This is a genomic window from Streptacidiphilus cavernicola, from assembly GCF_042510955.1.
GTDB lineage: Bacteria > Actinomycetota > Actinomycetes > Streptomycetales > Streptomycetaceae > Streptacidiphilus > Streptacidiphilus cavernicola.
Genome location: NZ_JBHFAB010000013.1, coordinates 183,358 through 198,080 on the forward strand (window position 1 = coordinate 183,358; position 14,723 = coordinate 198,080).

The 14,723-nt window shown below is 70.5% G+C and carries 29 protein-coding genes; 8 read left to right on the forward strand and 21 right to left on the reverse strand.

The features are described from left to right. Nucleotides 1–19: 19 nt before the first annotated feature. From ACEZDE_RS19375 to ACEZDE_RS19410, 8 genes are all read right to left on the reverse strand, one after another. Nucleotides 20–268, reverse strand: coding sequence for a hypothetical protein (locus ACEZDE_RS19375; protein ID WP_380537572.1), 249 nt, complete (start codon nt 266–268; stop codon nt 20–22). After that, complete coding sequence (locus tag ACEZDE_RS19380) at nt 265–654, reverse strand: hypothetical protein (RefSeq protein WP_380537573.1); 390 nt, start codon at nt 652–654, stop codon at nt 265–267. The genes ACEZDE_RS19375 and ACEZDE_RS19380 overlap by 4 nt, the downstream gene beginning before the upstream one ends. A 22-nt stretch (nt 655–676) precedes the next feature. Beyond that, nucleotides 677–1,039, reverse strand: a complete 363-nt coding sequence (locus tag ACEZDE_RS19385) for a hypothetical protein (RefSeq protein WP_380537574.1) — start codon at nt 1,037–1,039, stop codon at nt 677–679. Nucleotides 1,040–1,080: 41 nt separating this feature from the next. Continuing rightward, complete coding sequence (locus ACEZDE_RS19390; RefSeq protein ID WP_380537575.1) at nt 1,081–1,314, reverse strand: hypothetical protein; 234 nt, start codon at nt 1,312–1,314, stop codon at nt 1,081–1,083. Nucleotides 1,315–1,607: 293 nt separating this feature from the next. Beyond that, nucleotides 1,608–1,913, reverse strand: coding sequence for a helix-turn-helix domain-containing protein (locus ACEZDE_RS19395; protein ID WP_380537576.1), 306 nt, complete (start codon nt 1,911–1,913; stop codon nt 1,608–1,610). Nucleotides 1,914–1,951: 38 nt separating this feature from the next. Continuing rightward, a complete protein-coding gene (locus ACEZDE_RS19400; protein WP_380537577.1) occupies nt 1,952–2,362 on the reverse strand; it encodes a hypothetical protein in 411 nt (136 codons plus the stop codon). Between the two features lie 59 nt (nt 2,363–2,421). Beyond that, the gene (locus ACEZDE_RS19405) at nt 2,422–2,685 is read right to left on the reverse strand and encodes a hypothetical protein (protein WP_380537578.1); all 264 of its coding nucleotides are present in this window, start codon (nt 2,683–2,685) and stop codon (nt 2,422–2,424) included. Between the two features lie 174 nt (nt 2,686–2,859). Next, the gene (locus tag ACEZDE_RS19410; protein WP_380537579.1) at nt 2,860–3,279 is read right to left on the reverse strand and encodes a hypothetical protein; all 420 of its coding nucleotides are present in this window, start codon (nt 3,277–3,279) and stop codon (nt 2,860–2,862) included. 104 nt (nt 3,280–3,383) lie between these two features. Between ACEZDE_RS19410 and ACEZDE_RS19415 the strand changes: the two genes are divergently transcribed. From ACEZDE_RS19415 to ACEZDE_RS19440, 6 genes are all read left to right on the forward strand, one after another. Further along, nucleotides 3,384–3,665, forward strand: coding sequence for a hypothetical protein (locus ACEZDE_RS19415; RefSeq protein WP_380537580.1), 282 nt, complete (start codon nt 3,384–3,386; stop codon nt 3,663–3,665). Nucleotides 3,666–3,919: 254 nt separating this feature from the next. Then, nucleotides 3,920–4,525: a 2'-5' RNA ligase family protein gene (locus tag ACEZDE_RS19420; protein WP_380537581.1), complete on the forward strand. Its 606-nt coding sequence runs from the start codon at nt 3,920–3,922 to the stop codon at nt 4,523–4,525. A gap of 50 nt (nt 4,526–4,575) precedes the next feature. Then, the gene (locus tag ACEZDE_RS19425; RefSeq protein ID WP_380537582.1) at nt 4,576–5,052 is read left to right on the forward strand and encodes a hypothetical protein; all 477 of its coding nucleotides are present in this window, start codon (nt 4,576–4,578) and stop codon (nt 5,050–5,052) included. A gap of 94 nt (nt 5,053–5,146) precedes the next feature. Then, nucleotides 5,147–5,950: a tetratricopeptide repeat protein gene (locus ACEZDE_RS19430; protein ID WP_380537583.1), complete on the forward strand. Its 804-nt coding sequence runs from the start codon at nt 5,147–5,149 to the stop codon at nt 5,948–5,950. 57 nt (nt 5,951–6,007) lie between these two features. Next, nucleotides 6,008–6,526 carry a hypothetical protein gene (locus tag ACEZDE_RS19435; RefSeq protein WP_380537584.1) on the forward strand — a complete coding sequence of 173 codons (519 nt, stop codon included), beginning with the start codon at nt 6,008–6,010 and terminating at the stop codon, nt 6,524–6,526. Nucleotides 6,527–6,594: 68 nt separating this feature from the next. Next, the gene (locus ACEZDE_RS19440) at nt 6,595–6,888 is read left to right on the forward strand and encodes a hypothetical protein (protein WP_380537585.1); all 294 of its coding nucleotides are present in this window, start codon (nt 6,595–6,597) and stop codon (nt 6,886–6,888) included. Here ACEZDE_RS19440 and ACEZDE_RS19445 read toward each other — a convergent pair. Both ACEZDE_RS19445 and ACEZDE_RS19450 read right to left on the reverse strand, forming a co-directional pair. Then, nucleotides 6,869–7,804 (reverse strand): hypothetical protein, encoded by a 936-nt coding sequence (locus ACEZDE_RS19445; RefSeq protein WP_380537586.1) that lies wholly within the window; start codon nt 7,802–7,804, stop codon nt 6,869–6,871. The two genes, ACEZDE_RS19440 and ACEZDE_RS19445, sit on opposite strands and share 20 nt — an antisense overlap. A gap of 80 nt (nt 7,805–7,884) precedes the next feature. After that, complete coding sequence (locus tag ACEZDE_RS19450) at nt 7,885–8,154, reverse strand: hypothetical protein (protein ID WP_380537587.1); 270 nt, start codon at nt 8,152–8,154, stop codon at nt 7,885–7,887. Between the two features lie 225 nt (nt 8,155–8,379). Between ACEZDE_RS19450 and ACEZDE_RS19455 the strand changes: the two genes are divergently transcribed. Together ACEZDE_RS19455 and ACEZDE_RS19460 are read left to right on the forward strand one after the other, a co-directional pair. Beyond that, on the forward strand, nt 8,380–9,351 hold the full coding sequence (locus ACEZDE_RS19455; RefSeq protein WP_380537588.1) for an integrase: 972 nt from the start codon (nt 8,380–8,382) through the stop codon (nt 9,349–9,351). A gap of 116 nt (nt 9,352–9,467) precedes the next feature. Further along, nucleotides 9,468–9,755, forward strand: coding sequence for a hypothetical protein (locus ACEZDE_RS19460; protein ID WP_380537589.1), 288 nt, complete (start codon nt 9,468–9,470; stop codon nt 9,753–9,755). Nucleotides 9,756–9,759: 4 nt separating this feature from the next. Here the strand turns inward: ACEZDE_RS19460 and ACEZDE_RS19465 are convergent, their stop codons facing one another. The 11 genes from ACEZDE_RS19465 to ACEZDE_RS19515 form a co-directional block, all read right to left on the reverse strand. Beyond that, a complete protein-coding gene (locus tag ACEZDE_RS19465; protein ID WP_380537590.1) occupies nt 9,760–10,269 on the reverse strand; it encodes a hypothetical protein in 510 nt (169 codons plus the stop codon). 77 nt (nt 10,270–10,346) lie between these two features. Then, nucleotides 10,347–10,607, reverse strand: coding sequence for a hypothetical protein (locus ACEZDE_RS19470; RefSeq protein WP_380537591.1), 261 nt, complete (start codon nt 10,605–10,607; stop codon nt 10,347–10,349). A 55-nt stretch (nt 10,608–10,662) separates the two neighbouring features. Then, the gene (locus ACEZDE_RS19475; protein WP_380537592.1) at nt 10,663–11,013 is read right to left on the reverse strand and encodes a hypothetical protein; all 351 of its coding nucleotides are present in this window, start codon (nt 11,011–11,013) and stop codon (nt 10,663–10,665) included. 41 nt (nt 11,014–11,054) lie between these two features. Then, entirely contained in the window at nt 11,055–11,471 is a 417-nt protein-coding gene (locus tag ACEZDE_RS19480; RefSeq protein ID WP_380537593.1) for a hypothetical protein, read from the reverse strand. 126 nt (nt 11,472–11,597) lie between these two features. After that, nucleotides 11,598–11,852, reverse strand: a complete 255-nt coding sequence (locus ACEZDE_RS19485; RefSeq protein WP_380537594.1) for a WhiB family transcriptional regulator — start codon at nt 11,850–11,852, stop codon at nt 11,598–11,600. After that, nucleotides 11,849–12,067 (reverse strand): hypothetical protein, encoded by a 219-nt coding sequence (locus tag ACEZDE_RS19490; RefSeq protein ID WP_380537595.1) that lies wholly within the window; start codon nt 12,065–12,067, stop codon nt 11,849–11,851. The genes ACEZDE_RS19485 and ACEZDE_RS19490 overlap by 4 nt, the downstream gene beginning before the upstream one ends. Nucleotides 12,068–12,318: 251 nt before the next feature. Beyond that, entirely contained in the window at nt 12,319–12,600 is a 282-nt protein-coding gene (locus tag ACEZDE_RS19495; RefSeq protein ID WP_380537596.1) for a hypothetical protein, read from the reverse strand. 23 nt (nt 12,601–12,623) lie between these two features. Next, a complete protein-coding gene (locus tag ACEZDE_RS19500; RefSeq protein WP_380537597.1) occupies nt 12,624–13,055 on the reverse strand; it encodes a hypothetical protein in 432 nt (143 codons plus the stop codon). Then, the gene (locus ACEZDE_RS19505) at nt 13,052–13,387 is read right to left on the reverse strand and encodes a hypothetical protein (protein ID WP_380537598.1); all 336 of its coding nucleotides are present in this window, start codon (nt 13,385–13,387) and stop codon (nt 13,052–13,054) included. Before ACEZDE_RS19505 ends, ACEZDE_RS19500 begins: the two co-directional genes overlap by 4 nt. A gap of 100 nt (nt 13,388–13,487) precedes the next feature. Next, nucleotides 13,488–13,853: a hypothetical protein gene (locus ACEZDE_RS19510; protein WP_380537599.1), complete on the reverse strand. Its 366-nt coding sequence runs from the start codon at nt 13,851–13,853 to the stop codon at nt 13,488–13,490. Then, on the reverse strand, nt 13,850–14,239 hold the full coding sequence (locus ACEZDE_RS19515) for a hypothetical protein (protein WP_380537600.1): 390 nt from the start codon (nt 14,237–14,239) through the stop codon (nt 13,850–13,852). Before ACEZDE_RS19515 ends, ACEZDE_RS19510 begins: the two co-directional genes overlap by 4 nt. Between the last annotated feature and the right edge of the window lie 484 nt (nt 14,240–14,723).

Sequence of the window (14,723 nt, forward strand, 5' to 3'; positions counted from 1 at the left end):
CTTTGTTGATACTTAAATCCTACATGTCAATGTGACGAGAGGCAAGTTCTCCCGGCTCAGGACCGCCTTCTTCGCCGACCAGGTCGATGCGGACGGTCTGCCCCGTGACCTGGTCGCGGACGGCGAAGTCGTCGACCTCGCGGTGGGCGGCGGCCCGCATCCGCCGCTCGGCGGCCTCGGCGGCCTCGTGGGGGCCGTAGGCGTAGGCGTCGATCTCCCAGGCCACCAGGTAGTGGCGCAGTTCGGGGCCGGCCGCCGCGGCGCTCACCGCGACCCCTGGGCGGCCTGGTAGTCGCGGCAGTCGCACTCCTGGCGGCAGGGCAGCGTCTGGACGGCGGTGAGCTTGAAGGAGTGGTTGCCTTGGGCGTGGCCGCAGGTGCAGTCGACCGGGCCGCCGGGGGCGCGGCGGCGATACAGGGCCGTGGCCTCCCAGGTCATGGCGTCGTGGATGGCGTCGGCCGCCGCGGCGTAGAGCTGGTCGGCGCTGATGTGCGCCGGGAGCCGGTCGCGGTCGAGGACGGCGAGCAGTTCGGCCAGCTCCTCGTCCTGCTCCAGCAGGGCGGCCAGCTTGCGCAGCCCGCCGGCCTGGTCGCGGGCGGCGGAGGCTTGGCCCATCCAGTGGGCGGGGTCGGCGGGGGCCAGGGTCAGGTTCATCGCGGGGTGCTCTCCTCAGGGTTCAGTGGATGCGGACGGCGGTGGTCAGGCGGTGGCAGGTGCCGGGGGTGTCGCAGGAGCAGGGGTGCTCGGCCTGGGCGAGGGGGCTGTCGTAGCCCATGCGGTCGACCAGGTGGCGGATGTCGGCGCGCAGGTCGGCGAGGGCCTCGGCCTGCTCGGCGTGGTCGCGTTCGGCGGCGCTGACGGGGATGCGTACGTCCTCGCCGTCGACGCCCACGGTGCGCCAGGCGGCCATCTCACCGCGCCGGTCGAGCACGACGATCTCGACGTCCGGCCAGATCCACCGGGCGGTCTCGGTGATCTCCTCAGCCAGCGCGGTGACGGTGATGGGAGCGAAGAAGGCGGGTCGGGCGATGGTGGACATGGGCGGAACCTCCATTTCTTGATACTTAAATCCTAGTTGATTTACACCCTAAAGGCCAGTTTGCCCCCCTGCTGTGACAGTTGACGGCGGGCCAGGTAGTAGCGCACCTGCGCCAGGTCCTCGAAGATGTGCCCCGCCCGGCCCTCGGCGTCCTGCTCCGCCCAGTCCCGGGCCTCCGCCGACCAGCTGTAGTCGACGATCCGCCCCACCGCCGCCCACACCTCCGCGGCCTTCAGCAGCCGGTCCTCCGGAGGGCTTTCCGGCATCTGGATCATGGTGGTTGTGCTCCTAACGTGCATGGTTGCTCATGTCGGTTGCTGTTGTGGGTCAGTGGGCAGGCGATCAGCCACGGGTGACACGGAGGCGGGGGCCGGGCGTCCGGAGGAGGCCCCCGACTTGCGCTCGGCGCGCGGAGCGCGACCGTGACGGCCGGGAACCTCGCTGAGACCGCGCAGCGGACCGCGATGGGTGTTCCTTCACTGGGGGGTAGATCTGGGTGTTCCGGTGGTGCAACCGGCTTCACCTACAGAGGTGCAACCCGCTTCAGGTACCGGAGGTGCAACCAGCTTCAGGTGCACCGGTCGGCGTGGTGCTCGGCGCAGACCTGCGCGCCGGCCGCCCCGGCGTGGTCCATCTCCAGCCGCTCGGGAGTGAGGATGTAGTACGTGTTCGTGCTCTTCGAGCCGTTCGGCCGTAGCCGCTGCTCGGTACGGATCAACCCGGCCTCCCTCAGCCAGCGCAGGTGGTTCTGCACCTGGCGGCCCGACAGTTCGGCGTGCAGGGCGAGCGTGCGCACCGAGGGCCAGCACAGGAAGTCCTCACCGACCTTCTCGCACAGCAGCACCAGCACCAGCTTGCGCGCTGGCGCCCCCACGATCTGCCTCTTCGCCCAGGACAGGGAGTCCCAGCTGCTCACTGCAGGTACCAGCTGTTCGCCTCGGCCTCGGCGCGGGCCGCGGCGATGATCTCCGGCAGCTCGTGGCGGCGCTTCATCATCTTGCGCTGCACCTTCTCCAGGGCGTTCCAGTCCCGGCACGTCCATGCGCCGTGCTTCTTCGCCAGTTCGACTATGCGCTCCACCGCGGCCTGGATGCTGGAGGGCTCCTCTTCGATCCAGCCGGTGCCGGCGTCGCTCACCATCCACCTGGTGCCGTCGACGCTGGCGAGTTGGAAGCGGCCCATCGGCAGGCCGTACCGGCCGTGGACGGTCCCGGCGACGATCCTCAGATCCTCGCCCTCGCCTTCGAGCTCGGCGGCGACGCCGAAGCCGGCGATGTCCATGTAGCGCTCGGTTCGGGTGGATTGGGTGCTGGTGGTGGTCAAGGCGGTCTCCTGCGGTGCCGTACGCGGTCGTTGGGCGGGGGGTGGGTGTTTCCGTGTGGTCAGCGCCAGGTCGAGGACAGGCGCGGGTACTGCTCGTCGCGGTAGCCAGGCCGGTGCACGCCCTCGTCGACGCAGCCGGCGCACCAGTTGGCGCCGTCCTCGTCCTGCTGCCAGGCCCCGGATTCGAGCCGGGCGTCCAGGTGGGCGGTCTCGGCGTAGCAGCCGTGGCACGAGTCGGCGTCCTTGTCGAGGTCGACCAAGACCACCGGGTCGGTGCGGCTGGTGTGCAGCCGGTGCGCGGTGACGGTGGCGGTCTGGTTCATTGGGCTTCCCTTTCAACTTCTTGATACTTTAATCCTAGATGACGTGAGGGGCGGAAGCAAGTTTTGGCAGGTCAAAGGCATGCCGATCACCGCAGCCTTGCACCTGGCTACCGCTCGCGCAGCGCGAAGCCCCGCGATGCCGCGGCGAGCTCGAAGCGCCGCAGCAGCCCCAGCTCACCGGGTCGCACCCGGCCGCCGCCCTGGTGCTCCAGTCCGGCGACGGACACCCATCGGCCACCCCCCCAGCGGATCGCCCAGCTCGACCGCCGCGAACAGGAACACCCACCGCCGCCCCTCCAGCGGTGGCACCTTCGCCATCCCGCGCACCAGCACCCCCGATTGCGGACCCGCCACCGTCCGGGCAAGCTCCAGCGCGGTGCGGTGCGCCGTCACCCCCGCCGGCACCAGCCGCGACCGCGACGCCTGCCAAGACCCGTCCCCGGCCTGCCACGCCCACACCAGACCGGGCCGCGTCCGGTGCTCGATCACCACCGTCGCCTGCTGGAAGTACGAGGCCGGATCACGCTCGATCCGCTCGCGCACAGCCTGTCCGACAACCCGACCGGACCGATCCACCACCTGCAACAACGTCACAGCCAAGGACGGTAGTTGATCCCCATTTATGCCGGTGTGTCAGATCGTGCCCGCGCGATATCATCACCCTTACGGATCAGTCAAAATCTTGGATGGTGATCAGGGTGGCGAAGTACCGCAGCGGCCCCCAGCCGCGGATAGCGTGCCCAGGCGGCTGCGAGCGCGAAGTCGCCGCCCGCGAAGTGATCGGCGCCATCGGCATGGGCGCGATCGTCGACCACAAGTCGGTGCCCGGCCGCCACGAGCTGACCCTGTGCCCCGGCACGGGCCGCGTGGTCGAACTGCCCGCCGAGCGGGCACACCAGCACCCCATCCCCAGGCTGATGCACCAGCTGCGACTCCTGCTGCCGGAGCAGATCAACATCTTCGACGCAGCCGAGAACTGACACACCGAAGGCTCGGACCTCTCGGCACCGCAGGTTCCACCCCTCGACGGGGAGTTCTCCCGCCACATCCCAGGTGTAGGGGCCTTCGCCGGGACGGGGCTGCGGGCTCACGAGGTGGGGCCGGCTCAACCCGCTCCGGGTGCAACGGGCTGGCCGGTGGTGCCGGCGATCTCGCGGAAGCCGCTGCGCTCGCAGGTGCCGGGCCGCTAACGTCCCGAACTAGACCGTGTGCCGTCAAGTTCAGGAGAGCTGCGTTGGAGACCTTCTTCGTCCCCGAGAAGATCTGGCAGGACGGGGGCCCCTTCCCGCACGTCCTGGTCCTCCTCAGCGAGTACGAGGAGTTCCGCGAGTACGCCCGTGCCCACCGCGAGCTTCTCGCACAGTACCCGGAGCAGCTTGGCGCGGTTCCCGAGGAGTGGCTGCACTCCACGGTCCAGGGCATCCACCACAAGGTCGACGACAGCCAGGCGAAGAAGCTGCGGAGCGCCCTGCGAGAGGAGCTGGCCGGCATGCAGCCCTTCCGGGTCCAGCTCGGCCCCGTCTGGCCCGGGATCACCGCGGTCACCGTCGCCGTCTATCCGGAGGACGGGATGGCTGAGCTCAACAGCCGCGTCCGCACAGCGATGGAGAAGGTCCCGGGCATCACCCTGCGAGCCCCTGAGCAGCGGTTCTGGGCTCATTCGTCGCTAGCGTACGCACGCGAGGACTTCGAGGACCGAAGCCTCAACCGGGAGCTCCGCGCTCTGCGGCCTCCGCGGGTGGACATCACCATCGACCGGGTCCACCTCGTCAACCAGTACCAGCGCCCCGACCTGGGCTACTACACCTGGGACGTGGTCGATGAGGTCCGGCTTGGCTGACCACCCGCGCAGGAGCCCACTTCTACTACACCCCGGCGAAGGATGACCGCATGACGACGATCGACGAACAGTCGCGGAAGTGGCAGGGCGAAGGCGGCCCCGCAGAGTGGACGGGGGCATGGGACCGCACCCGCGAGCTGATCAACACCCGTGCCAACTGCTTCGGTGAAAACGACAGCGACCGCTCGCAGGAGGACGGAATCTCCGCGCTCGCCACAGCCATATACATCACAGCCCGGGAGCAGCGCATCGAGCCGGCCGCTGTGACCCGGGAGGCGGTCGACCGCCTGCTGCACCGAAACCCGGAGGGGACCGTCCTCGACGTCGTCCAGCGATGGGAGGCCCACCTGGAGAACCTGGGGCACGACGTCGACGACAAGACCGACCCCGTCTCCGCCCGCTGGCAGCGCCTGCGCTACGAGCACGACCGCGACGGACGCAACTGGGACGACTCCCTCGCCCGCCACGGATATTCCCTCACCGCCATCAGTTACGTCCTCAGCAACCATGTGGGCCTGGCCTTCTGAGGCCAGGTTCAGCCGGGCTAGGGGCCGGCGCTGCTGTCATCCGAGCTGCCGACAACCGTCGGGGCCCGCGCCACTCACGTGAAGGAAGAGCACGGTGACCACGACCGAGATCCCGCGCGAGGACCTGTACGCACGCGCCCACGCAGCATCCGAAGCGGGGCGTTTCGAGGAAGCCGCGCGGTACGGGGAGCAGCTCGCGGAGCGCGACCTGCTCAGTCCGGGCCTGGACGACACCGCTACGCACATCACGCTCATCAACCTGGCCTTGGCCAACTTTGGCCTCGGCCGGGCCGCGCGCAGCGAGGAGCTACTGAACAGGGTGCTGGAGAGCGAACTGCGGACGCTCGGTCCCGATCACGGCTATCCGTGGATGACCCGGGCCCTCCTCGCCGAGGCGGTGGGCGCACAGGGGCGCTACGAGGAGGCCGCGGCCCACCTGCAGCAGGTGTTGGACCGGGCCGAGGCACACGGATGGCCGCGGCACGACGCCGCGATACGCGCACGACTGGCCCAGGCCCGAGTCCTCGGGCGCCAGCAGCACTGGGACCGGGCTCTGCCGCTGGCCCGGCAGGCAGCCACCGAGGCCGCCGCCGCCATCCCAATCCCGGTCGCCCTGTCGGCCCGGCAACTGCTCGGGACCTGCCTTCGCCAGACCGGGGAGTTGGAGGAGGCCGAGCTGGTCACCCGCAGCGTCCTGGAGGACCGACGAACGTACAACGGCACCACCCACCCCTTCACCCTGGAGGCGGCAAGCGACCTCGTCCTGGTTCTGGAGGCCGCGGGCACGCCCGGCCGGGCCCGCGAGGTCGCCGAGGAGTGGGCGGCGCCGGCGTGCGCGACCCTGCGGGGGGACCACACCGCCGTCGCGGTCCTGACTGCCGCACTTGCCAGGCCATGACCCTGAATCTGGTGCGGACCATGACATGGCATGGGACGATTTCCCGACGCTGGCGGGATGGGCAGTGAACTGGACGACCATCCGTGCCTTCGACGCCTACAGGACGGGGATCCCTCAGTGACGACCGGCGACACCATCGTCGAGCTCACTCCACCGCAGCTCGTGCTGTGGGTGGTGCAGAGCGAGGCGCACCGCCACCAGGCGCAGTACGAGCGGAGCATGGACCACCTCAAGGCGGTCGCCAGCGGCATGGCGCAACCGAACCCGCAGTTCATGCGCGCCCTGCCCGGCGACATCCTGTCCCGCCAGCTGTGGCAGAGGTCATTGACGTACGTCTCGACAGGCGTCGACGACTACGACGGGCCGTGGGCCGCCGGGTGCCCGGAGACGGCCGACCCCGTCCTGGCCCTGAGGCGGCTGCTGGACGACGTCGAGGCCCCGGTTCTCTCAGACCGTGAGATTCGGCCGATCGCCGTCGAGTTCCGCAAGTCCGAGATCGAGGCATACGACCAATGGGCACGACGCTGCCGTGAAGTCCTCGGTGTGGCCGAGGCCCCGCAGACCGGGAAGTGCTGACGCCTTCCCCGCCGGACACGGCCAGGACCAGCCCGACACCACACGGCACCGACTACCTAGGGGGACCCATGCTGTCCGCAATCCTGCTCGCGATCGGCGCCGCCACCGTCTCGACCGCCATCCTGGCCCGCAACCGCCTGGCCAAGCACCACGTCTTTGGGCTCCAGCTGCTGGGATCCGTCATCGCGTTGAGCGCGTGCATCGCCGACGACTCGCTACACCGGGTCGCCGCCGCGCCGGCCGCCGCCGCGGTGTACTTGCTGTTCGCCTGGTGGCTGGCGGGCGGTGTCGACCGCATGCCGGCCGCGCACCGCCTGCGCCGCCGCTACGTCCCCGACCTCGTCAAGACACCCCGCCCGTAGGCCGGGCCTGCGGGTCGTCGACCCGCAGCTCCGCCACGACCAGCAGCAACCCGGCGACGACGACCACCAGTTCCGTACCCGACTCCGGCCGGGCCAGGCGCACCGCCCGGTCCGAGTTGTGCTCCACGGTCGACTCCCACGGGTCGCGCGCGAGTTCAGCGACAACGGCCTCGATGGCTTCCTGTCGCTGCTGCGGCAGGCGGCGCAGGAGGATCTCAGCGTCGGTCGCCCACTGGATCCGCTCGCACACCGGCCCCTCCACCTCGTCGAGGTCGAGCCACCCTTCTTCACCGTCATCGCCGAACCGGGCGACCAGCGCTTCAGCGTCCGCCACCTGTTGCTCCTCGCCCGACCGGGCCGAGCCCTCTCCCGGCGCCCCGGCAGCTTCGTCGTAGTCCTCCAGTTGCTGGGGCATGTCCGGGATCGCCACATCGGCGCCGTCTTTCGGCACCCACTTCCCTGCACGGTCTTCTCCGTCGAGGCGGTACACCAGCACCCAGCGCAGCACCGGGTGGAGCTTCCCGCCGTGGTGCTCCAGCAGGGCGGTCGTCCAGCCGAGTGACTCCAGATGATCGGCGACCCGCCGTGCCCCGGCGTGCCACGCCTCCAATTCGGCTTCCTCGTCGGGCTCGTAGGTCCGGGCCTTCGGCGCGGTGTAGTAGGCCACCCGTACACAGGCCGTTGCCTGAGGCGGCCACTCGTCCGGGTGAATCGACTCCACTGCGCACCAGTCCCGCGAGTGCGGACCGCTCTGCTCCGGCGGCGTCAGGTCGGCCGCCTGGAGCAGGCCGCCGACCAGCACCGCGCCGGCGTACCGGTCGTAGCCCCGCGGCAGTTCGCTTTTGGGGTCGTCCGGCTCGCCGGTGTAGGTGTGACGGATGACGGTCGGCCACCGCGGGCCATCTACGAGATCCATCCGATCAGTCTCACTCAACACCCCGGCAAGGGGAGGACATTCGCCGACAAAGCCACCCCCGCGGGTGAGCGGCCCTGCGGCTACCCCTGCCGGATCAGCGCGGCCAGGGCCGCGTCCGGTGACGCCTGCGGGCTTCCCCGGTCGACGCAGGATCCGCCGTGCCACATGGCGTCCACCCGCCACTCGTCTCGACCCAGCAGCAGGGCGCGGCGCCAGAAGTCCAGCCGCACCTCCCGTCCGTCGCGCGCGGTGAGCACCGAGTGCTCCAGGGTCCACACAGAGGTGGCGTCCAGCCCGGCGGCCTCCAGGTCGCCAAGGATCCCGCCTACGAACAGCTCATGGTCAGCCATGCGCCAACGGTACGGGATCACCCGACTTGTCCCCGGGTCGCACCGCGCAGTCGTCGCTAGGCTGACCGGGTGCCCGATCACCCGATTAATAGTCCGTACACCCAGACAATTCTGGCTCCTGAGAAGCTGCGATCTCAGGGTCGAGAGTCGGTCATAGGACTTTCAACACCGCCCGTCACCCAGGGTGCGCTCTCGGATGCGGCACGTGCCGCCTTGGAGGGGTCGATGCCGCCGAGCACCCGCCGGGCGTACAAGACGTGCTGGCGCAACCTGGAGGCGTGGTGCCGTCCGCGAGGACTGGAACCGTTCGGCGGCCTCACCCCCTCGGACCTGATCGAGTGGACGGTCCACCTGACGACCGTCCCCAGCCAGCGGACCGGCGAACTGCTCTCGCCCTCGCACATCGGCAAGCACCTGTCCGCGGTCACCGCCTACCACCGCGCCGGCCAACTGCCCGCGCCCGACGGCTACGGCGCCCGCAAGATCCTCGAGTCCTACGAGCAGCGCCTGGCCCTCGAAAATCACCCGAAGGCGACCCCGCGCAAGGCGAGCGCCGCTGTGCCGCGGGCGCTGCGCAAGCTCACCGCGGTCTGCGACCCTGCCACCACGATCGGGGTACGGGACCGCTGCATCCAACTGCTCGGCATGTGCCTGGCCGCCCGGGCCTCCGACCTGGTCGCCATCGGCCGGGATCGCATCCGCGTCGACCCGGACGGGCGCGGCATCGCGGTACTGGTCTACCGGCGCAAGGTCAAGAAGTGGGCGTGGAAGGGCATCCCGTACGGCTCCCACCCCGACACCTGCCCCGTACGCGCCACCATCGCCTGGCTCGACCTGCTCGACAAGGCCGGCTTCACCGAGGGCCCAGTCTTCCTGCGCGTGGACCGGCACGGCAACATCGCCCACAAGATCATGCGGAAGGGGCGCGAAGTCGGCGACCCTACCGGCAGGTTGAGCACCGAGGCGGTCTCCGACGTCATCGAGCGCGCCGCCGACCGCGCCGACCTGCCGGGCCGCTGGCGCTCGCACTCCCTGCGGCGCGGCCTGGTCAACGCCGCCCGCGCCAACGGCGCCGACCTGGTCGACATCGGCCGCCACGGCGACTGGGCCGACGGCAGCAAGGAGTTGATCGGCTACATCGACGAGGCGGACATCTGGGACACCGAGCACAACGTCCTGTACGGCATCGGTCTGTGAGAACGGCGCGAGGCGAAGGCAGCCTTACTGCGGCTGCTTCCGCTTTAGGCTCGAAGGCCCGCCGGATGGCAGTGATGTAGCAGAATCGGGCCGACTCCAACGAGGAAGGGCCATCCATGACCCCGAGCAACATCCTGCCGCCCGAGAGCCCGGAGCACCAGGGAACCCCGTACCACGCGATCCTCACCCTGCACTGGGCATTGGCCACCGGTGGGACGGCAACGAGGACTTACACCTGCATCTGGAACCTGCGCAAGCCGGGAGCGACCCGCGAAGAGGCGTTCAAGCAAATTTTCGAGGATGCCGTCACGAAGCTTGGCCTACCCGCGAGTCAGTACCCGTCGGTCCTGTTCTTCGCGTTGGAACCGATGGCCATGCCCGATCCCGCCACCGCGCTGGGCTAGCGGCTCAGCCCTGATCGTCGCCGTACCGGGCGGGGTTGGCGTAGCGGTCCACGGCCTCCGCGGTGGCGAGCTCGAAGGCGGTCTCGACGTCATCCTTGTCGGTGCCCCGGGCCTGCCCCTCCACGCGCTTGTGCAGCCCCGGGCGACGCTCGCTGCGCCACTCCGCGTCGCGGGTAGTCCAGGCGTCCTTCTGGAAGTCCCACGCAGTGGCACTGTCCCGGTGGACGCGTCTGGTGCCGTCTGGGTCGATGACGATCGTGGCACTGTAGACAACAACGCTATCCGGCAGGGCGGTTCGGATCGCGGCCACGCCGCCCGGGCCCGTGGCCGCCCAGTCTGCGCGGGCCCAGTCCTCGACGGTGCTGTCGCCGTCATGCTCCGCGCTCCAGGCGTCGGCGAGTTGCTGCGCCAGGTCCCGGTCGGTGAAGGGAACGCGGTACAGCACCGCTCGCATCGAGCGCAGGTGGGCGACATGAACCAGCCGTCCGGCCGGTGCAGTGGTGGGCTCTGGCATACGGCAACCCTAGGCGACCGGCATAGCCCGGCGATACGGATACGCCCTTCCGCCCCGTGCTTCGGCACGGGGCGCGGTCATGCGTCGGCGAAGGACTCGTCGAGGACGCGGACGACGACGACGATCACCAGGTCGTCGATGATGTCGTAGACGATGCCCATCCCGGGGGCGACCTGTCCGAAGCGCACGCGGGGGTCGTCGCGGTACGGGGCGGAGGCTGCCGCGTTCATCGGGTCCTTGGCCAGGTTCGCCAGGCCGCGGTTCAGCAGGTCGCGGCGCTCGGGGGCGAGCTGGTCGCGCTCGGCGGCGGACTCTGTTGTGAACACAACCCGGTACATGGCCCCGATCCTACCGATCCGGGCCGCCCAGCGGGAAGGTGCCGGCGAGGCCGGCTCAGCCCTCGGTGCTGCCTGCTCCGTAGGCGCCGTCGGCGACCAGCTGCGAGACGCGCTCGGCCAGGGCGTCGGTCCAGGCGGAACCCATCCGGGCGGCGATCCCGGTGATCTCGGCGACGACGGCCGCGCATCCGTCCAGGCTCATCAGGTACAGCTGCGCGTTGCGCTGCCCGGTGGCTCGGTGCTGTCCGGCCAGCTCGACGCCGAAGACGGGCGTGGAGTCGGCGGTGCTGCCGATGACGGCGGCCGACACGGTGGTCATGGCCACGGCGTGGGAGGTGTCCACGCTCGCGCCCAGGTCTCCGCCCGGTCCGGCGAAGGCGCTACCCGGTGTCTGCTGGTCGTCCACGCAGCCCAGGGTAGACGACCGGCCGGTCAGCCGAACCCGGGTTACAGCTGGTCGAGGATGCGGGCGCGGGCCTGGTCGTACTCCCCGTCGCTGATCTGGCCTGCGATCTGGAGCTGCCGGAGCTGGGCCAGGCGCTCGGCGACCGGGGCCGGCGGTGCGGCTGGCTCGGTCTGCTCGGCACCGCCCGGGGCGGGCAGCTGAACGGAGTTCCGGTTCTGGCGCTGTCGGCGGTATTCCGCCAAGTCGGACCAGGAGCCCATGGCCTGTGCGAGGTTCTGCGGGGCCTGGCCAGGCGCCGGTGAGGCCAGCGCGGTGATCCGCTGGGCGGTGGTGCCGCGAGCAGCGCGGCGGCCCTCTCGGGCGGTGATGCCGGTGTTGTGCGCTATGCGTTCCTTGTCGGAGCGGAAGTCGACGGCGCCCATCGTCGTGAACGAAAGGATCTTGCGGGTGATGCCCATGGTGCGGTGTCCTCCAGCGTGGCGGGCATCGTGGCCCGGTACCTCGACGAGAAGCAACGATAAGGGGCATATCGCCGCCTGCGGCCTGGAAGGTGACGAAGGTAACGGCCGGCCAGGTCCCGGCGGTCACGACTTCGCCGGGGCGAAGCCCGCCTTCGACCGCTGCGCCTGCGACTCCCCCCAGCTTCCCTTCTCCCGTCCCTGTCGACCCGCGGTCCGGCACAGATCCCGTACCGGGCAGCCTCCGCACAGGGCGAGCGCTCGCTTCCGCTCGAGCTTCTTGCTGGCGAACCACAGCTCGGGGTCGTCGTTGCGGCACGGGACCAGGCGGTTGTCGGTCTCGGCCAGGGCGTCCTGCAGCTGGACCCAGGCCGCCGTCACCACAGCGAGTCCTGAGGGATCGCCGGGCGGCGGTTCAGCGCGGCCAGCCGGTGGGCCGGGCACAGGTCCCGTTCACCGGCACGGGCCGCGAGTTGCCATCCCTCGGAGCGCAGCTCGCGCTCCCACGCTTCGTTCAGGCAGGCGACGGGCACAACCCGCCGGGCACTGCAGGGCTTGGTGCTGGTGTCCTCGCAGCGGACGGTCACATCCCTCATGTGGTCATGTTCTCGCTGGTGGGGGGGCTTGTGTGACAGGCGCGGTCAGGTCTGTTCCATGTCGAACAGCAGCAGGACCTCTACCGGGCCGGCCAGGTCCTCCAGCAGCGCGGGCTTCCACGATCCGGGACACGAGGTCAGCACAGGGCTGCTGGGGTCGCGGTCAGGCGGATCGTGGCGCCAGACGAGGTTTCCGCTGTTCAGCGCAAGGCTCCGGCCGCATCCCGGCCACGGGCAGACCGCCCGGACGGTCATCGGGACGGCCCTGCGGACAGCCGCTCGGTGACCTCGGCGACCCGCTGGGGGCTCAGCCGCAGGTGGAGGTCCGAGCCCTCGGGGTCGCGGGTGAAGGCGGCGGCCGGGATCCCGGCGACGTCCGAGAGCTGCTGGGCGCTGCGTCGGCGCATCCGCAGCAGGACGTCCGGGTGCAGGGTCTCGCGGAACACGACCTCGATCAGTCCCAGTCCGCGGTCGGCCAGGACGCTGCCCAGGCGCATGGCGGCGGTGTAGGGGCTGGGGGTCTCGGTGGTCATGCTGGTTCGTCTCCTGGGACGGGCTAGGGGTTGTCGGCCAGCAGGGATGCGGCCAGGGCGCTGGCTTCCGGATCGGTGATCCACAGCAGCCAGTCCAGGCTGTCGGGGTCCTCGACGAAGCGGCGGCTGCCCGACTGGCCGAGGAAGGCTGCGATGGTGCGGGCGTCGCTCTTGGACATGCGCAGCATCATGCCGCCGGGCTGCGAGGGGCGCAGTTGCACCGTGACGCGGCGGCCGAATCCGCCAACTGCGAGCGCGGAGGCGAGCTCGATGGGCGGGTCGGGACGCGCGGTGCCGTCGAGTAACGCGGCCATGCGGGCGGCGGCGTTCTGGACAGCCTGGCCGATCTGGGCGAAGGCGTGGCTGGCGGCCTGGCCGAAGTCCGCCATGGCCTGGTGGGCGGCGAAGTCCTCGCCGTCCTCGGGTTCGGGTACGGCGGGCAGATGGGCGCTCACGCGGCCGAGCCCTGCTGGTTGCGCCACCTCTCGCTCTGCTCCAGCCGCTCGGCGAGTTCGGCCGCCCCCTGGTCCTGGATGCGCAGGGTGGCGGTGTGCTGGTGGTCGCGGTGGTGCAGTTCGAGTGCGGCGTGGATGCCGAACCGGGCCAGGGTGCGGGCCAGGGCGAGGAAGCCGTCGCCGGGCTGGTCGTCGGCCGCGGGAGCGCCGAGGGGGTAGGTCATCGCGGCCGGCGCTGGCGCGGTGCCGCAGGAGTTGCCGCCGCAGCATCCGGTCGGCGGGGCAGGGGGTGCGTCGCCGGGGCGGGTGGCGGGGGCCTGGTCGGTGCTCACGGTCGTGTCCTTGCTGGTGGTAGCGGTGTCCGGTCAGCCAGTGTGACGGTCCAGGGGGCTGGTGGGCGCCGTTCCTCACCCGTTCGGGTGAGGGCGGTGGTTACGGTTGGTCGCCGTCCGCATCGGTGTCGGCGGGAAGTGGCCGGGTGGGCTGGCAGGCGGGGCCCTTCTCGTGGTGGATGAGCCCGGCGGCCTTCACGATCTGCTGGCGGGCGACCAGGCCCAGGGCCCTGGTGCCGGACGAGGCTTCCCAGGACAGGGAGGTGCCCGACAGTTCCCCGGCCAGGCCGTCGACGGCCGCCGTGGTGCGTCGCAGCAGCTCCGCGGTGATGGCGGTGGGCCGCCCGCGCTCGAAGACCTGGGTCGGGAGCTCGGCGACGCTGTCGCCGGCGGCGTGCAGAAGTTGGGCGAGGGCTTCGCGCACGGACCGCGGCGACGGCGTGGCGTCAGTGGCGGTGTCGGTCATGCGGACGTCTCCGGGGGTAGGTCGAACAGTGGCTCCTGGGCGGCCCCAGTCGGGCTCTGGCGGCGGCGGGAGCGCCCGCAGGTGCAATGGTCCGCTCGGGCGGCCGGCGCGGCGGGAGCGGCCTTCACGAGGTCCAGGCGGCGGCCGTAGGGGGTCAGGTCGCCGCCGTTGGTGTCGTAGATGCCCGGCAGGCCGTCGGTGAACAGCGGAGCGGGGTTCTCCGGGTGGTTGATGGCCTGGTGGGCGGCGTAGCCGTTGTAGCCGCCCTGGACGGGTTGCTGGCAGTCCAGGCAGCGCCGCCACCAGGAGTCGCCCTCGATGGTGAAACCCGCGCTGGTGTCCAGGCCGACCCAGCCGAACTCTTCCCACAGCGGAATCGCGTTCACGCCTCGGCACCCGCCTCAGTAGCAGTTGACGGGATCGTCTCACCCGGCTCGGACACCGGAGGTCTGCGCTTGGTCAGCGCAGTGCGCAGGACGTCGTGGACGTCCTCGAGTTCGCGGCGGCCGAACTCGACGCCCGGCGCGGGGCGCTGGCGGCCGACCAACGTAGATGGATCCGTCATGTCCTTGACCACCGTTGTTTGCCCGGCAAGTGGGTCACCACCGCGAACAGGAGACAGGGGGCGGGGGTCCGGAGGAGCCCCCTGGCTTGCCGGAGCGCGAAGCGCGGAGACCGCCGGTGGAGTACTGGAGTGGAGTGAAGGAGTGGTACTGGAGGGGGGTGGAGTTACCTGCGCGGTGCTCTGTGTCAGCGACGGCGCTTTTCCCCTACTTCGGGCGGTTGCTGTCGGCGTAATTCCCCACCCTGACGGCGGTCGGTTCCCCAGGGGGATCCCGGTCGTCGGCAGGGGCCGGTCTACTCCCGGTT

Excerpts from the sequence above, each read along its gene's own strand:
- ACEZDE_RS19380 (WP_380537573.1), bottom strand. The coding sequence starts at position 654 with ATGAACCTGACCCTGGCCCCCGCCGACCCCGCCCACTGGATGGGCCAA.
- ACEZDE_RS19385 (WP_380537574.1), bottom strand. The coding sequence starts at position 1,039 with ATGTCCACCATCGCCCGACCCGCCTTCTTCGCTCCCATCACCGTCACC.
- ACEZDE_RS19390 (WP_380537575.1), bottom strand. The coding sequence starts at position 1,314 with ATGATCCAGATGCCGGAAAGCCCTCCGGAGGACCGGCTGCTGAAGGCC.
- ACEZDE_RS19405 (WP_380537578.1), bottom strand. The coding sequence starts at position 2,685 with ATGAACCAGACCGCCACCGTCACCGCGCACCGGCTGCACACCAGCCGC.
- ACEZDE_RS19425 (WP_380537582.1), top strand. The coding sequence starts at position 4,576 with ATGACGACGATCGACGAACAGTCGCGGAAGTGGCAGGGCGAAGGCGGC.
- ACEZDE_RS19435 (WP_380537584.1), top strand. The coding sequence starts at position 6,008 with ATGGGCAGTGAACTGGACGACCATCCGTGCCTTCGACGCCTACAGGAC.
- ACEZDE_RS19440 (WP_380537585.1), top strand. The coding sequence starts at position 6,595 with ATGCTGTCCGCAATCCTGCTCGCGATCGGCGCCGCCACCGTCTCGACC.
- ACEZDE_RS19445 (WP_380537586.1), bottom strand. The coding sequence starts at position 7,804 with ATGGATCTCGTAGATGGCCCGCGGTGGCCGACCGTCATCCGTCACACC.
- ACEZDE_RS19450 (WP_380537587.1), bottom strand. The coding sequence starts at position 8,154 with ATGGCTGACCATGAGCTGTTCGTAGGCGGGATCCTTGGCGACCTGGAG.
- ACEZDE_RS19455 (WP_380537588.1), top strand. The coding sequence starts at position 8,380 with ATGCCGCCGAGCACCCGCCGGGCGTACAAGACGTGCTGGCGCAACCTG.
- ACEZDE_RS19460 (WP_380537589.1), top strand. The coding sequence starts at position 9,468 with ATGACCCCGAGCAACATCCTGCCGCCCGAGAGCCCGGAGCACCAGGGA.
- ACEZDE_RS19465 (WP_380537590.1), bottom strand. The coding sequence starts at position 10,269 with ATGCCAGAGCCCACCACTGCACCGGCCGGACGGCTGGTTCATGTCGCC.
- ACEZDE_RS19470 (WP_380537591.1), bottom strand. The coding sequence starts at position 10,607 with ATGTACCGGGTTGTGTTCACAACAGAGTCCGCCGCCGAGCGCGACCAG.
- ACEZDE_RS19480 (WP_380537593.1), bottom strand. The coding sequence starts at position 11,471 with ATGGGCATCACCCGCAAGATCCTTTCGTTCACGACGATGGGCGCCGTC.
- ACEZDE_RS19490 (WP_380537595.1), bottom strand. The coding sequence starts at position 12,067 with ATGAGGGATGTGACCGTCCGCTGCGAGGACACCAGCACCAAGCCCTGC.
- ACEZDE_RS19495 (WP_380537596.1), bottom strand. The coding sequence starts at position 12,600 with ATGACCACCGAGACCCCCAGCCCCTACACCGCCGCCATGCGCCTGGGC.
- ACEZDE_RS19510 (WP_380537599.1), bottom strand. The coding sequence starts at position 13,853 with ATGACCGACACCGCCACTGACGCCACGCCGTCGCCGCGGTCCGTGCGC.